This window comes from Pseudomonas sp. C5pp, from assembly GCF_000814065.1.
Taxonomy (GTDB): domain Bacteria; phylum Pseudomonadota; class Gammaproteobacteria; order Pseudomonadales; family Pseudomonadaceae; genus Aquipseudomonas; species Aquipseudomonas asiatica.
Genome location: NZ_JWLN01000007.1, coordinates 44,261 through 59,570, shown reverse-complemented (window position 1 = coordinate 59,570; position 15,310 = coordinate 44,261). Strand labels below are relative to the sequence as shown.

At 61.9% G+C, this 15,310-nt stretch carries 11 protein-coding genes; 10 read left to right on the top strand and 1 reads right to left on the bottom strand.

The genetic code is table 11. The annotated features are described in order from the left end of the window. The 5 genes from RR51_RS07615 to RR51_RS07595 all read left to right on the top strand — a co-directional run bounded on the left by RR51_RS07615 (position 1) and on the right by RR51_RS07595 (position 4,706). Complete coding sequence (locus RR51_RS07615; protein ID WP_009686399.1) at positions 1-1,074, top strand: microcin C ABC transporter permease YejB; 1,074 nt, start codon at positions 1-3, stop codon at positions 1,072-1,074. 1 nt (position 1,075) lies between these two features. Further along, complete coding sequence (locus RR51_RS07610; protein ID WP_013973404.1) at positions 1,076-2,095, top strand: ABC transporter permease; 1,020 nt, start codon at positions 1,076-1,078, stop codon at positions 2,093-2,095. 1 nt (position 2,096) lies between these two features. Continuing rightward, positions 2,097-3,707: an ABC transporter ATP-binding protein gene (locus RR51_RS07605; RefSeq protein ID WP_039613093.1), complete on the top strand. Its 1,611-nt coding sequence runs from the start codon at positions 2,097-2,099 to the stop codon at positions 3,705-3,707. Positions 3,708-4,043: 336 nt separating this feature from the next. Then, positions 4,044-4,286 carry a hypothetical protein gene (locus tag RR51_RS07600; RefSeq protein WP_013973406.1) on the top strand — a complete coding sequence of 81 codons (243 nt, stop codon included), beginning with the start codon at positions 4,044-4,046 and terminating at the stop codon, positions 4,284-4,286. A 156-nt stretch (positions 4,287-4,442) separates the two neighbouring features. Then, a complete protein-coding gene (locus tag RR51_RS07595; RefSeq protein WP_039613092.1) occupies positions 4,443-4,706 on the top strand; it encodes a DUF3077 domain-containing protein in 264 nt (87 codons plus the stop codon). Positions 4,707-4,900: 194 nt separating this feature from the next. Here the strand turns inward: RR51_RS07595 and RR51_RS07590 are convergent, their stop codons facing one another. Beyond that, a complete protein-coding gene (locus RR51_RS07590) occupies positions 4,901-6,064 on the bottom strand; it encodes an ATP-binding protein (protein ID WP_023661223.1) in 1,164 nt (387 codons plus the stop codon). 181 nt (positions 6,065-6,245) lie between these two features. On the opposite strand from RR51_RS07590, the gene RR51_RS07585 reads away from it, so the two are divergent. The 5 genes from RR51_RS07585 (at position 6,246) to RR51_RS31800 (ending at position 15,284) form a co-directional block, all read left to right on the top strand. Further along, positions 6,246-9,176, top strand: coding sequence for an aminotransferase (locus RR51_RS07585; RefSeq protein WP_039613091.1), 2,931 nt, complete (start codon positions 6,246-6,248; stop codon positions 9,174-9,176). A gap of 171 nt (positions 9,177-9,347) precedes the next feature. Then, on the top strand, positions 9,348-10,253 hold the full coding sequence (locus tag RR51_RS07580) for a LysR family transcriptional regulator (RefSeq protein ID WP_013973410.1): 906 nt from the start codon (positions 9,348-9,350) through the stop codon (positions 10,251-10,253). Between the two features lie 122 nt (positions 10,254-10,375). Then, on the top strand, positions 10,376-11,335 hold the full coding sequence (locus RR51_RS07575) for a hypothetical protein (RefSeq protein WP_039613090.1): 960 nt from the start codon (positions 10,376-10,378) through the stop codon (positions 11,333-11,335). Next, on the top strand, positions 11,332-14,514 hold the full coding sequence (locus tag RR51_RS07570; RefSeq protein WP_039613089.1) for a T6SS effector BTH_I2691 family protein: 3,183 nt from the start codon (positions 11,332-11,334) through the stop codon (positions 14,512-14,514). The genes RR51_RS07575 and RR51_RS07570 overlap by 4 nt, the downstream gene beginning before the upstream one ends. Then, complete coding sequence (locus tag RR51_RS31800) at positions 14,514-15,284, top strand: DUF6708 domain-containing protein (RefSeq protein WP_330218081.1); 771 nt, start codon at positions 14,514-14,516, stop codon at positions 15,282-15,284. Before RR51_RS07570 ends, RR51_RS31800 begins: the two co-directional genes overlap by 1 nt. Positions 15,285-15,310 lie beyond the last annotated feature (26 nt).

Here is a 15,310-nt window from a genome sequence, read left to right as displayed (position 1 = left end):
ATGCTGGCCTACATCCTGCGCCGCCTGCTGCTGATCATCCCGACCCTGTTCGGCATCCTGATCATCAACTTCATCATCGTCCAGGCCGCCCCCGGCGGCCCGGTCGAGCAGATGATCGCCAAGCTCGAAGGTTTCGAAGGCGCCACCAGCCGCATTGCCGGTGGCGGTGCCGAAGTGTCCGTGGCCGGCTCCAACTACCGTGGCGCCCAGGGCCTGGACCCGGCACTGATCGCCGAGATCGAACGCATGTACGGCTTCGACAAGTCGCCGCCCGAGCGCCTGTGGATCATGATCAAGAACTACGCCCGGCTGGACTTCGGCGACAGCTTCTTCCGCGATGCCAAGGTTATCGACCTGATCATCGAGAAGATGCCTGTGTCAATTTCGCTGGGGCTGTGGAGCACGCTGATCATGTACCTGGTGTCGATTCCGCTGGGCATCGCCAAGGCCGTGCGTCACGGCAGCCATTTCGACGTGTGGACCAGTTCGGCGATCATCGTCGGCTACGCCATCCCGGCGTTCCTGTTCGCCATCCTGCTGATCGTGCTGTTCGCCGGCGGCAGCTACTTCGACTGGTTCCCGCTGCGCGGCCTCACCTCCAACAACTTCGACGAACTGAGCACCACCGGTAAGGTGCTGGACTACTTCTGGCACCTGGTGCTGCCGATCACCGCGCTGGTCATCGGCAACTTCGCCACCATGACCTTGCTGACCAAGAACAGCTTCCTAGACGAGATCAACAAGCAATACGTGGTCACCGCCAAGGCCAAGGGCCTGAGCCGGCCACGGGTGCTGTACGGCCATGTGTTCCGCAACGCCATGCTGCTGGTGATTGCCGGTTTCCCTTCGGCGTTCATCGGCATCTTCTTCACCGGTTCCTTGCTGATCGAGGTGATCTTCAGCCTCGACGGCCTCGGCCTGATGAGTTTCGAGGCAGCCATCAACCGTGACTACCCGGTGGTCTTCGGCACCCTGTTCATCTTCACCCTGCTGGGGCTGGTGGTGAAACTGATCGGCGACCTGACCTACACCCTGGTCGATCCACGCATCGACTTCGCCAGCCGGGAGCACTGACATGGCCTTGTCCCCCCTCAACCGCCGGCGCTTCGAGCGCTTCAAGGCCAACCGCCGTGGCTGGTGGTCGCTGTGGCTGTTCCTGATCCTGTTCGGCCTGAGCCTGGGCGCCGAACTGATCGCCAACGACAAGCCGATTGCCGTGCGCTACGACGGCGAATGGTACTTCCCGGCATTCAAGCGCTACCCGGAAACCACCTTCGGCGGCGAATTCCCGCTGGAAGCCAACTACAAGAGCCCGTACATCCGCGAGCTGCTGGAGAAGAAAGACAGCTTCGTGCTGTGGGCACCGATCCCGTTCAGCTACCAGAGCATCAACTATGACCTGCGGGTACCCGCCCCGGCCCCACCGTCGGCGGACAACTGGCTGGGCACCGACGACCAGGGCCGCGACGTGCTGGCACGGGTGATCTACGGTTTCCGCATTTCCGTGCTGTTCGCCCTGACGCTGACCCTGCTCAGTTCCATCGTCGGCGTGATCGCCGGCGCCTTGCAGGGCTTCTATGGCGGCTGGGTCGACCTGGCCGGGCAACGTTTCCTGGAAGTCTGGTCGGGCCTGCCGGTGCTGTACCTGCTGATCATCCTCGCCAGCTTCGTGCAACCCAACTTCTGGTGGTTGCTGGGCATCATGCTGCTGTTCTCGTGGATGAGCCTGGTGGACGTGGTGCGCGCCGAGTTCCTGCGCGGGCGCAACCTGGAATACGTGCGCGCAGCCCGCGCGCTGGGGATGCGCAACGGCGCGATCATGTACCGGCACATCCTGCCCAACGCCATGATCTCGACCATGACCTTCATGCCGTTCATTCTCACCGGCGCCATCGGCACCCTCACCGCCCTGGACTTCCTCGGCTTCGGCCTGCCGCCGGGCGCACCGTCGCTGGGCGAGCTGGTGGCCCAGGGCAAGTCCAACCTGCAGGCCCCATGGCTGGGCATCAGCGCCTTCGCCGTGCTGGCGCTGATGCTGAGCCTGCTGGTGTTCATCGGCGAATCCGCCCGCGATGCCTTCGACCCGAGGAAGTGACATGAGTGAACAGAACCTGATCGAAGTGCGCGACCTGGCGGTGGAGTTCGTCACCGGGGACCAGGCCCACCGCGTTGTGAACGGCATCAGCTTCGACATCCGCAAGGGTGAGACGCTGGCACTGGTGGGCGAGAGTGGCTCGGGCAAATCGGTTACCGCGCACTCGCTCCTGCGCCTGCTGCCCTACCCCCTGGCCCGCCACCCCAGCGGCAGCATCCGCTACGATGGCAAGGACCTGCTGCAGCAGAACGAGAAGACCATGCAGCGCATTCGCGGCAACCGCATTGCAATGATCTTCCAGGAGCCGATGACCTCGCTTAACCCGCTGCACTGCATCGAGAAGCAGATCAACGAAATCCTCCTGCTGCACAAGGGCCTGACCGGCAAGGAGGCCACGGCGCGCACCCTGGAGCTGCTGGAGATGGTCGGCATTCCCGAGCCACGCAAGCGTCTGAAGGCTTTGCCCCATGAGCTGTCGGGCGGGCAGCGCCAGCGGGTGATGATCGCCATGGCCCTGGCCAACGAGCCGGAACTGCTGATTGCGGATGAGCCGACCACGGCGCTGGACGTGACTGTGCAGTTGAAGATTCTCGAACTGCTCAAGGAACTGCAGGCGCGTCTGGGCATGGCCCTGCTGCTGATCAGCCATGACCTGAACCTGGTGCGACGCATCGCCCACCGTGTGTGCGTGATGCAGCACGGGCAGATTGTCGAGCAGGCCGAATGCGCCAGGTTGTTCAGCGCACCGCAGCACCACTACACGCAGATGCTGATCAATGCCGAACCCAGCGGGCTGCCGGCGCACAACCCGGTGGGCGCGCCATTGCTGGAGGTGGATGACCTCAAGGTGTGGTTCCCGATCAAGAAGGGCCTGCTACGGCGCACGGTCGACCATGTGAAGGCGGTGGACGGGATCAACTTCAGCTTGCCGCAAGGGCAGACGCTGGGGATTGTCGGCGAGTCCGGGTCGGGCAAGTCGACTTTGGGTTTGGCGATCTTGCGGCTGATCTCCAGCCAGGGCGGCATTCGCTTTCATGGGCAGGATCTGGAAGGGCTGAACCAGAAGGCCGTGCGCCCGTTGCGCCGGGAAATGCAGGTGGTGTTCCAGGACCCGTTCGGCAGCCTGAGCCCGCGCATGTGCGTGGAGGACATTGTCGGCGAAGGGTTGCGCATCCACCGCATCGGCACGGCGCAGGAACAGGAAGCAGCGATTATTGCGGCCCTGGAGGAAGTGGGGCTGGACCCACGCACGCGGCATCGCTATCCGCATGAGTTTTCCGGTGGGCAGCGCCAGCGCATTGCCATTGCCCGGGCGTTAGTATTGAAACCGGCGCTGATCCTGCTGGATGAACCTACGTCGGCGCTGGACCGCACGGTGCAGCGGCAGGTGGTGGAGTTGCTGCGCAATCTGCAGCAGAAATACAACCTGACCTACCTGTTCATCAGCCATGACCTGGCGGTGGTCAAGGCGTTGAGCCACCAGTTGATGGTGATCAAGCATGGGCATGTAGTGGAACAAGGGGATGCGCAAGCGATCTTCCATGCGCCGCAGCATCCGTATACCCGGCAGTTGCTGGAGGCGGCGTTCTTGGAAGTGGATGCGGCTAGTTAGCTTTTGGGGGCTGCTGCGCAGCCCGCTTTCGGCGAGGTAAAAAACAGACTTATCCCCTTCCTTGTAGGCCATTTCCCAAACATACTCCTGCCGCGTGTTTTCCGTTGCGGCTGCTCTGGCAGCACTCTAGTCTCAGCACGTCGTTGCTCATCAACGACACGGCTTTGACAGGCCGTAACGGTATATGCACACGGCTCGCCTGTTTTGGCGGCTGTACATGGGGCACGTTCGCGTGCGCCGGAACTTGCATAGTCCGCCGGTCTGTCAACCCATGTACAGCTGCCACCCAACTGTTTGACAGCAGCCAGGTGGAAGCCCCACCAAAGGTACTATGCGATGTTGAAGATGGTCCCCGATCCACCCCACGATACCCATTCCCTCGAAGACACCCTGATCCAGGCCACCGACTACGCGCTATGCGCGGCCACCGTGGTGCATCAGGCCTTGCTACTGCAGCCCAAATCGCCGGCTTCGATCCTGATGATGACCTCGATGCATGAGCTGGAGGCGCTTAGGACTTTGCTTGAGTCGGCACTGGTTCAGGTGCAGATGCCCGCTGAGCCTCGGACTTTGCACTGAGGCTTTAGTGTTGCGTTGTCTGGGCTGGCCTCTTCGCGGGTAAACCCGCTCCCACAGGATCACCACAGTCTTCAAGACTTGCACAGTACCTGTGGGAGCGGGTTCACCCGCGAAAGGGCCCGTCCAGACAGTCGAGGATTTTCAGGGGATTCAAAAATGACCACAGAAGACACCCAATTCACTGTCGGTAAAACCACCTTCTACCATGGCGAACACGGCACCCACCCACTGTTCCGCATAGAGCCCGGCATTCCCTGCCGCGATGCCCGCGAGCAATCTTCGGAGCTGATGGGCTATGTACGCGAACTGACCATCACCGGCCTGATGGATGAAAAGCCGATGATGATCTGGGCTGCCCACTACCTGAGTGCGATGGCCAAGGCGCTGATGGATGATGCCGAGCTGGGCATGATGCGCTGATTGGCATCACAGGCCATAACGCACATATGGGAGCGGTCTCGTGTCGCCAAAGGGCTGCAAAGCAGCCCCGGCGATTTATGCTTTCATGCAGAAATCTGGGGGCCGCCCTGCGGCCGTTTCGCGACACAAGGCCGTCCCCGCGAGAGATTGCACACCCCGGGAGGCCGGCGCCAGCTGGCCTACGTAGATGCAGCTCAGAGCCGGCCCAACAACTCCTGCCGCTCGCGCCAGATCTCCTGTACAAAGGGGTCGGTCACCCCATACAGCCCATGCCCCCGACGCATGATCAGGTTAGCGGCCAGCAGTTCGTTGGCAACCGGCTGTATCTCTTCGACACGCACTTCACGCCCCACAGACTTCGAATACTCGGCCGCCGCTTCGTTGGAGAACACCCCACGCGCATCGCCTTCGACCGATGCGATCCGGGCAAAAATCGCCTCAGCCAGGACGCCCAGCTCCTCTACTTTCATCAGCTCCAGGTCAGCAGCCGCCGACCGCAGCGTTGATGCGATTACCGGCAGCACCTCATCCGGCCCCATCCCGGACGCAGGTGAGTGAACCAACTGCCGAAGTGCACGAATGAACTCCTCGGGCCTGCTGCCCAGCGTTTTGAATGCCTGTGCCGCGACATCCAGCGACGGCAAGTTGCCCAGGCCATCTTTTGCGAGCCGCTTGAGCCAGAATTCCACATAGTCCCTGTCCAGCACCGGATACGGCACATTTGTGGCACCGGCAAAAGCCTGGTTACGCCGCGCGGTCAACTCGTTGACCATTGCCCGGTGAGAGCCGGTACCGATGAACAGGAAGTGCCCTGGCGTGTTCGGGCGCGGATTGATGGCATCGCGTGCAGCCTTGAGCGCCAGCATCATCTGTTGGCCGTCCTCGGTTGTGATTGCCTGCTGCACCTCGTCGACGACCAGCACGACGTCAGTCCTGGCCTGGTCCACAACCTCGGTCAGTGCTTCCGCCAGTGTGACACCGCCCTCTGTGCCCAAGGTTTCCAGGTTGAAGCCAAACTTCAGCCCAGCCACTTCGACCTCCGCGCCACGCAGGGCCTTGAGTTTCTGCAAGAAAGCCGAGGTAGGTTTCTGAAGATCAGCAAGGGCTTTACGCACTGCGGCGAGGACTAGCACGACCGGGCTGGTCTGGGTATCACTCCAGAGGTCGACATAGATCACCAATGCACCCATTTCCTCCAGGGCAGGGATCAAGTCGTTCTTTAAAAAGGTGGTTTTGCCAGTCCTGCGCAGCCCGGAGAAAAACAGCCCTGATCTCAAGCCGATATCCAGGGCGGACGGTTTCAACAGCTGCCTGGCCATGTCGGCAGCCAGTTCACGGCGCGGGAAGATGTCGATCATGGCTTTATCCGAAATTATTGAATAGCAATAATTATTGGCAGAAAATAATTTAATGTAAAGGCGTAGAGGCAGGGCGGTTCGAAAGCCATCATCAAATTTTCTGACAACAATCGTCTTCCATCATCAGCCAGATCAGGCATAAATTCTCCACCGTCAACCCCAGCAGCAACGGTAGAGCCCCATGTCCAGCCCACAACACCAGCCCGCCTCCCCTGCCCTGACCACGCTGATCCAGCGCTCCGGCCTGCCCAGCCCTGTGCTCGGCGAAGCCCAGGCACATGCCGTGCTGCAAACGCACTACGGCATTACCGGCAACCTCTCGGCACTGGGCAGCCAACAGGACCTGAACTTCCGTGTAGACGCACCACAAGGCCGTTTCGTGCTCAAGGCCTGCCACGGCAGCTACGCCCAGGTGGAGCTCGAGGCCCAGCACGCGGCCCTGGCCTACCTGCGCGAACAGGGCTTGCCTGTGCCCGCCGTGCGCCCGGCTAGCGATGGCCAGATGCTGCTGGCGTTGGAAATAGACGGGCAACCGCTGCGCATGCGCCTGCTCGACTATATCGACGGCCAGCCACTGACCCGCCTCAAGCACATGGAACCACGCCTGATGGCCGAACTCGGCGGGCTCTGCGCGCGGCTGGACAAGGCCCTGGCCACTTTCGACCACCCGGGCCTGGCGCGCACCCTGCAATGGGACCCGCAACATGCCCAGGCACTGATCCAGCACCTGCTGCCCGTGCTGGGCAACGCCGCGCAACGCGCCCGCATCGAGCAGGCCACCCAGCTGGCCGCCGAGCACCTGACGCCGCTGGTCGACCAGCTGCCAAGCCAGGCCGTGCACCTGGACATCACCGACGACAACGCCGTCTGGGCTCGCGATGGCGAGCGCCAGTGGCAGCTGCAAGGGGTGATCGATTTCGGCGACCTGTTGCGCACCTGGCGAATCGCCGACCTGTCGGTGACCTGCGCGGCGCTGTTGCACCACGCCGAGGGCGACCCGCTGCGCATCCTGCCGGCCGTGCGTGCCTACCAGGCGCTCAACCCTCTGAGCGAAGCCGAACTGCGGGCGCTGTGGCCACTGGTGCTCAACCGCGCCGCCGTGCTGGTGCTGAGCAGCGAACAGCAACTCACCGTCGACCCCGGCAACCAGTACACCCGCGACAACATCGCCCATGAATGGGAAATCTTCGACACTGCCACCGCCGTACCTTTCGCGTTGATGGAAGCGGCCATCCTGCAAGCTGCGGGCCTGCAGCCCGCCACGCCGGACCTGAGCGGCTGCGCCCTTCTGCTCCCTGAACTGGATCGGCAGACAGTGACGCGCGTCGATCTGGGCGTGCTCAGCGGGCATTGCGAGGCGGGCAACTGGGAGCAACCGGGCTTCGACCAGCACCTGCTGACCACGCAACCAGCACCGGCCTGCAGCCTGCACGGGCAGTATCGCCTGTCGCAAACCCATATCGATCGCCCCGAAGAGCCTGCCACCTGTGCCCTGGGCGTCGAGCTGCATGTACCCAACGGCAGCCTGGTGCAAGCGCCAGACGCCGGCACCTGGCAGCGCCATGGCGACGGCCGTGGCTGCCTGCGCAGCGCGCACTGGGCGTTGTGGCTGCAAGGCCTGGAAGACGCGCCTGCAGATGGCCAGGCCGTGGAAAAAGGCCAGTCGCTGGGCAGCAGTTGTGGCTTCCTCAGCGTGCAGCTGTGCCTGGATAGCGGCATTCAGCCGCCGTTCTTCGCCACCCCATCCCAGGCGGCCGCCTGGCTGGCCCTGTGCCCGTCGCCAGCTGCGTTGCTGGGCTTCGACTGCAATGCCGAGCCGCTGCCCGACCCACAGGCCCTGCTGGCTCGCCGCGATGCCAGCTTCGCCCGCTCGCAGAAGCATTACTACGCGCAACCGCCTCACATCGAACGCGGCTGGCGCAACTACCTGATCGACATGCAGGGCCGCTCTTACCTCGACATGCTCAACAACGTCGCGGTGCTGGGCCACGGCCACCCGCGCATGGTCGCCGAGTCGGCACGGCAGTGGTCGCTGCTGAACACCAACTCGCGCTTCCACTACGCGGCCATCACCGAGTTCTCCGAACGCCTGCTGGAGTTGGCACCCGAAGGCTTCGACCGGGTGTTCATGGTCAACAGCGGTACCGAAGCCAACGACCTGGCGATTCGCCTGGCCTGGGCCTACAGCGGCGGGCGCGACCTGCTCAGCGTGCTGGAGGCCTACCACGGCTGGTCGGTGGCCACCGATGCCATTTCCACTTCCATCGCCGACAACCCACAGGCCCTGGAAACCCGCCCGGACTGGGTGCACCCGGTCGAGGCGCCGAACACCTTCCGCGGCCGCTTCCGCGGCGCCGACAGCGCCACCCACTACCTGCGCGACGTCGACGCCAAACTGGCCGACCTCGACGCCCGTGGCCGCCAGTTGGCGGGCATCATCTGCGAGCCGGTGTACGGCAATGCCGGTGGTATTTCGTTGCCAGCCGGTTACCTGCGCGACGCCTATGCCAAGGTCCGCGCCCGGGGCGGTGTGTGCATCGCCGACGAGGTACAGGTCGGCTATGGCCGCCTGGGCGAGTACTTCTGGGGCTTCGAGGAACAGGGCGTGGTGCCCGACATCATCACAATGGCCAAGGGCATGGGCAACGGCCAGCCACTGGGCGTAGTCATCACCCGCCGCGAGATCGCCGAGGCGCTGGAGGCCGAGGGCTACTTCTTCTCCTCGGCCGGTGGCAGCCCGGTCAGCTGCCGCATCGGCATGGCGGTGCTGGATGTGATGCAGGAGGAAGGCCTGTGGGACAACGCGCGCGATACCGGGCGCTATTTCAAGGCGCGCCTGCAGGCACTGGTCGACAAGCACCCGCTGGCCGGCGCGGCGCATGGTTCGGGCTTCTACCTGGGGCTGGAACTGGTGCGCGACCGCGCAACACTGGAGCCGGCCACCGAGGAAACCATGGCCCTGTGCAACCGCCTGCGTGACCTGGGCATCTTCATGCAGCCGACCGGTGATTACCTGAACATCCTCAAGATCAAGCCGCCGATGTGCACCACCCGGGCGAGCGTGGACTACTTTGTCGACAGCATTGACCGGGTGCTGGGTGAAGGGCTGTAGGTGCTTGGCTTTGGTTTTTCAGCGCCTGTGAGATCGAGCGCCGCGCGGGCGGCGCTCGATCTCACAGGCGCTGACAATCCCCCGCCGAACCGCTCGGCACCCTGGTGCATTCTCAAACAAAAGCCCCATAATTTTCTTCCATAACACTCCCCGTCATCAGGTTTACTGACAATGGCCTTTACCAGCGACTCCCTGGCAATCTTCCTCGCGGTGCTGGAGGCAGGCTCGTTCTCTGCCGCCGCGCGCAAGCTGGGGCGTGTGCCTTCGGCCGTGAGCATGGCCATCGCCCAGCTGGAGGCGGAGCTGGACCTGGTGCTGTTCGACCGGGCCACGCGCAAAGCCTTGCCCACCAGTGCCGCACTGGCCCTGGAGCCCCAGGCCAGGCAGGTGATCTGCCAGCTCAACCTGCTCGACGCCCAGGCCCTGCAACTGCACAAGGGGCTGGAAAAGCGCCTGACTATCGCCATGGCCCCCGAGCTGCAGACCGGCCGCTGGAGCCAGCCGCTGGAAACCCTCGCCCAGGAATTTCCCAGCCTTGAAATCGAAGTACGCTCGGCCACCCAGGCCGAAGCCATCCGCCTGCTGCATGACGGCAGCGTGCAACTGGCGCTGGTCTTCGAAAGGCCTGGCATCGACGAGCGCGAGTCATTCCTGGAGGCCGGCAGCCAGTTGCTGGTGGCCGTCGCCTCCCCCCGCCATCCGGCCGGGCAGAACAGCGGCACGCCGTTGCCGGAAGAAACTTTCGCCGAACAGCGGCAGATCATTGTGGCGTCGGGCAAGGCCACCGGGTCGGACCCACGCATGGTGCTGTCGCGGCGCATCTGGCTGACCGACAGCTACCTGGCCACGCTGGACCTGGTGCAATCGGGGCTCGGTTGGGCCTACCTGCCGCAGCCTTTGGTCGAGCCGTTGATTGCTTCGGGCGCGCTGGCGGAGGTGCGTTTCGACAACATGGCCAGCCGATTGCGCTTGTGGGTGGACATCATCTGGGTCAAGTCGCGCCCGTTGGGCCTGGGCGCGCGGCGTTACCTTGACGTTATGCGCCAATGCTTTGAAACAGAATCCCCGAGGTCCTGAGCGATACGACTGCCTCGTCCGACAGCGAAAAATCCTACAGCTGGTTAGGAAGCCGATAACTACCTGCAGCATTGATTCCCCGTTAGGTTTCTGCTCGCCATCAAGAAGAAAAGGAACTTCTCATGTCGAGCCAGTCCACGCAGGGCTGCGTGCAGTCGGTCGATCACTTCGCCAACCAGCAGCGCCAACCAGAAGAGGCCCTCTACCTTTTACTGGACCCATTCGCCGGCTGCCCGCCTGAGCACCCGCTGGCCATCGCTGCCCTCAGCGAAGCGCTGGGTAGTGATGCCGTAACGCGCATCGACTGCAGCCGCCTGGTGCAGGATCCTGAGTGCTGGCCAGCTCTGGTGCGGCTCGCCGAACCCGGCGATGCGCCCACAGCCCTTGCCCTATTAAGCGCGACCTGCGCCGCTCGTGAATGGGCAGCTACCTGGCACTACGTGTGTGGCTGGCTGATCAGCGATCAACCCGCCGACCTCATCGCCCAGCACATCAGCCACCAGTGTCAGGTGCTGCACCAACCAGAACCGCACGGTATCACCGCATGGTTCGAGCCCGTGCGGCTGGCGCTGCTACGCGCGACCCTGAAAAACGCAGGCGAACTCCTCGGGCCTGTTCGCAGCTGGCTACATCCCGATGGTTGTGGCAGTTGCGAGGTATTCGAGCGAGAACCCATGGCTGGCGAACTGACCGTCCCCGAGGCCGTAAGGGCGACCCAGCACGTCGCACCACAGATCATTCAACTGCTCGGCGCCTGGCATCGCCTGAGTGCCGTGCAGCATCCCCATGCACCCTGGCACTTCGCAGGCTCCTCAGGCTTGCCGGAAAACGCCACCACCCATGCCATGAACCTGATCCTCAAGGCGTTCAAGCAGGGCCTGCGCGACCGCGCCGATATCCAGTGCATGAGCCTGCACATGCTCATGATCCATCCATTGCTCCTTCAGCACCCGACCATCCAGCACGAGGTGGAAAGGGCAGCGGCCGGCGAGCAGCGCCTGGTGGACCGCTTCGCCAGCTACGACGACTGCACCTGGTCGCACATCGTCGCCGGCCTGCCGAAGGCAAGGAGTTACCCATGAGCATCAGCAAAACCATCCACATCGCCATGCAGGAAGAGATCCCCAACACCTACGGTACCTGCAATGCCTGCGAACGCTCCGGCCTGCCGATTCTGCTGCTGCGCGAGGCCTACGCCCCACGCCCGGACACAGGGCGCCCCTATCGCCTGGCAGACGACAGCGAAATCATCTTCCGCCCGATGCACACCGACCAGTTGCGCCTCCTGCGCCAGGGTTATGTCTACGTACTGCTCGACCAGGAAATCTGGCAGGCCTACGAGGTAGCGGCGGAAGGTACCTTGCAGCGCTTTCCGGTGTCGCAGATGCCCTTGGGGCCACCCAGGTCGTTACCCAAGGTATGCGCCACCGAAGGCCACGATGTGATTGCCTCGTTCATCAACATCGATACCCTGCTCTACCGCAAGGCCTGGATCGCCTTCGCCAACGACCCTTGGCCCCGTGCGGTACTCGACCGCTATCGGCAAGGCATCGCCGACAGTGACCCGGGCACCCTCGCCCGCTTCGTCGAAGTGGACCTGAACACCGCACGCAACGACCCTGCCAGCCTCGGCATCGCCATGACCGACAGCTTCCGCTTCGGCCTGGAACAGGTGCTGGAGTTCTCCACCTTTTCCTCTGCCAGGTTTACCAGCGCTCATGGCTTTTACAGCCGCCTGGGCCGCTGGCATGAAACCCGCACGCATGTGCGCAATGTCATCCAGCAGGAACAACTGCCCAATGGCCTGCTGGCGCTGACACTGCCCGACCCGGTCGGCGGGGTCATGGAGCTCAACGCGCAACGCACTGGCTGGGTGCAGGCCCTGCAGGAATGGCGGGCGCAGCCGCAGCGGCACTTCGAATACTTCACCTCGCAAGCACTACTGGGCATCCGCGAATTGCACGCGGCCATGGCGGCCGTGCAGGGTGCCGAGGACGCGCAGCGGGAAGCCCGGCAGGTCGAGCAATGGAACGACAGCCCGATCGCGGCCAAGGCGTATCTGCCGCCGGTGGACATCGACGCGCAGGCCGAACGCAACACCGCGCGCAAGCAGCAGGACGCCCGCGAGCGGCTGGAAGAGCGTTACGACGAAGGCTCCCGCGCAGCGTTCCAGGCCGACTACGACCGCGAACTGAAAAACTGGCAGTCGATGATCGACCAGGTTGGCGATCTGTATGCGCGGCACTATGCCAAGCGGGCGTTTCAACAGATCGGCTACTACGACTATGACGCGACCTCCCCCGTTTCGGTGGAGTACTTCATCCAGATGATGGCCGCCTGCCTGGCCGGCGGGCCCACTGAAACCTTGCCGCAGGAGGGTCAGCCGCTCGGGATCACCCAGCATATCTGGCAGCAGTTGCTGGAGGACAACCGCAGCCTGCTTTACCAGGCACTGCTAGCCAAGAATCAGAAGCTGATGCAGCAGGTGGCCAGCGCGCTGTCCGGGGACGACTTCGGCAAGGTGTACGACATCATCAAGGGCATCGCCGGTACCGCCGATGGCCAACTGCTGATGATCAAGCCGATACAGGATGCCGTTGGCCAGTTGCTGGCCGCGACCAACAGCGCAGGGAATGCGCTCAGCCAGCACCTGAGTGAACGGACCAAGACCCTGATTGGCCATGTGCATCGCTCGGCGTTTGCACTCTTCGCCGGGCAGCAGGTGACCCCACTGCGGGTGTCGCTGACAGTGGGCGAGTACATGAGCCTGCTCAATGAAGCCCTGGAGGCGCGGACCGATGCGTTTCTGCAGCAGGTAGACAAGCAGTTCCGTGACCCACTGGGCCGCAAGGTGCGGGCCATGGTGCTGAGTGGCGCGATCAATATTGCGGCAGCGGGTAACCGTAGCCAGATGATCGAGGTGATGCTCTGGACGTTGGAAAGTGCTGAGAGTTTGCATGCGCGGCTGGTGCAGTTGCGCGACGGTGCAGCCGGCGGCGTCGGGGCGCTGGTACGCAATGTTGCGATTGGTGCGGGTACGCTGCGTGCGCAGGTTACGGGTGGTTTGAAGATCAGTTCTACGGCCGCGCAAAGCCTGGCAAGCGATGCGATGCGCAGCCTGCGGGATGCTGCAGCGAGCAGTGGAAGTGTGAAGCTGATGCTTGCCTTGGGGGGCATATGGTTCCAGCAGGACAGCCTGGGCAAGAACTATCGGGCGTTGCAGGAGACGCATCAGAACAATCCAGAGGCGCTTGCCGCGATCTGGTCTTCATCGCTTGGGTTGTTGGGAGTAAGTGTCGAAGCGGCAGGGCTTGCTGTCACACTTGTACGACCGAAGATACCGTGGCCCAGAACGGTAACCACAGCTTCACTAGGAAAGAACCTAGCCAAGTACGGCGGCGCCATCGCTGCACTCGCCAATGCCATGGATGCAGTGCAATACGTGAATGCGCTCGCCAGAACTAATAACCAAGGGGACAGCACCTCTGCAAACCAGTACGCTCGCGCGGCCGTGCTTGCTACGGTTTCCACTGTCTCTGGTATTTACTCGGTATTATTCGCAAGTTCGCTACTTGGTCCCTTAGGCTTTACGATCATCCTTGGTCTGGCAGCCTATACGCTGGCGATGGATGCCAAAAATCAAGAATCTTCACTATTAGAGCTTTGGTCCCGACACAGTAGATGGGGAACACCAGAGGAACATCGGCGCTGGATGAATCCACAAGATCTGGATACCGCAATTGGCTCACTGAACGCGGCAGCCTTGGGAGTTCAAGCGCAGGTTTCAATTGAGACAAGATTTCAACCAACTCACAGTACCCACACGCTAGACCAAACTAAAGCCTTCATCAGCGATGACGCTGCTGTTGCGGCAGGTTTTTATCTCGATTTGTACATAAGCTTGCCAAATTTCAGTACTGAAGACGCACAGTACAAATGGCAACTGACTGTGTACCCAGCAGGGCAAAATCGACTGCCTTTTCATCTCTCTGGTAATAGTTCACATCCAAAAGTAGTCGAATACGTGCCCGAAGAAACCAAAAAAACCTTTGCTAGCCCTGAAAGCGTCAGAGAACGAATAATTTTTAAAACCACCGATAAGACCCTGCACATCAGCACTTCAATTCCACTACAGGATAACCATTGCACAAAAGCTATTGAGCTAACGCTCACTTATTGGCCCAACAAGCATGACATGTCAGGTTATGCAAAAGTGACAATGAGAGAAAACAATCTATCCTCGCTAAGGGGTCTATTCTAATGGCCCGCCCGCACCTTAACCCGCCATGTACAGGATGGATTGAGGACCTACCCCATCCTGACACTCCCATTGCGATCGAAGCCAGCCTGGGCAATCAATCCCCTAACCATCAGGATCTCATCTACCTTGAAGTACCCAGACCCCTCGGTTGGGCAAGAGAAGTAATGGCTTTCCTTTCGCTTCCAACTATCGCCATCACCACCCCTCTGCTCAGTTTCATAAACTCCAACATAGAGCAGAGAGACTTCGAATCCGTGCTAATTGATATATTAATACTTGCATGCGGAGTATGGGCATCCGTATTTTGCCTTCGAGTAAGCATATCCCCACCCCGAGATGAACCCCTTCGCTTCAACCGAGTACGTAAAAAATTGTATGCATACAATTTCAAGTACTGCTGGTGGAACCCCTTCACGAACTGGAAAGTAGAAACAGTTTGCTACGACTGGTCCCAAGTCCGCGCCGAGCGCTGGTCCCAGACCGGCGCACTGCCAAACGGTGGGTTAATTTTCAAATGGGGTGTCACACTCTCCATCGTTGCACCAGGCACAAACAATGTCATCGACCGTTTTCCTCTGGTTACGATGGGGGCCGACCAACATGTCTGGGCCTACATCTGCACCTACATGCAGGAAGGCCCCACAGCCCTGCCACCACCTGGAGAACCCAAGGATCACAACGATGTGCTCTGGTGTGAGTTCGCCCTGCGCCTGGCACCCCGAGTAGAGTGGCCAGCGGAAATGGATCAGGAGTCGAGAACCGCCCCCTGAGCTACTGTCTTGCGCTGGCCCCATCG

Excerpts from the sequence above, each read along its gene's own strand:
- RR51_RS07615 (WP_009686399.1), top strand. The coding sequence starts at position 1 with ATGCTGGCCTACATCCTGCGCCGCCTGCTGCTGATCATCCCGACCCTG.
- RR51_RS07610 (WP_013973404.1), top strand. The coding sequence starts at position 1,076 with ATGGCCTTGTCCCCCCTCAACCGCCGGCGCTTCGAGCGCTTCAAGGCC.
- RR51_RS07605 (WP_039613093.1), top strand. The coding sequence starts at position 2,097 with ATGAGTGAACAGAACCTGATCGAAGTGCGCGACCTGGCGGTGGAGTTC.
- RR51_RS07600 (WP_013973406.1), top strand. The coding sequence starts at position 4,044 with ATGTTGAAGATGGTCCCCGATCCACCCCACGATACCCATTCCCTCGAA.
- RR51_RS07595 (WP_039613092.1), top strand. The coding sequence starts at position 4,443 with ATGACCACAGAAGACACCCAATTCACTGTCGGTAAAACCACCTTCTAC.
- RR51_RS07590 (WP_023661223.1), bottom strand. The coding sequence starts at position 6,064 with ATGATCGACATCTTCCCGCGCCGTGAACTGGCTGCCGACATGGCCAGG.
- RR51_RS07585 (WP_039613091.1), top strand. The coding sequence starts at position 6,246 with ATGTCCAGCCCACAACACCAGCCCGCCTCCCCTGCCCTGACCACGCTG.
- RR51_RS07580 (WP_013973410.1), top strand. The coding sequence starts at position 9,348 with ATGGCCTTTACCAGCGACTCCCTGGCAATCTTCCTCGCGGTGCTGGAG.
- RR51_RS07575 (WP_039613090.1), top strand. The coding sequence starts at position 10,376 with ATGTCGAGCCAGTCCACGCAGGGCTGCGTGCAGTCGGTCGATCACTTC.
- RR51_RS07570 (WP_039613089.1), top strand. The coding sequence starts at position 11,332 with ATGAGCATCAGCAAAACCATCCACATCGCCATGCAGGAAGAGATCCCC.
- RR51_RS31800 (WP_330218081.1), top strand. The coding sequence starts at position 14,514 with ATGGCCCGCCCGCACCTTAACCCGCCATGTACAGGATGGATTGAGGAC.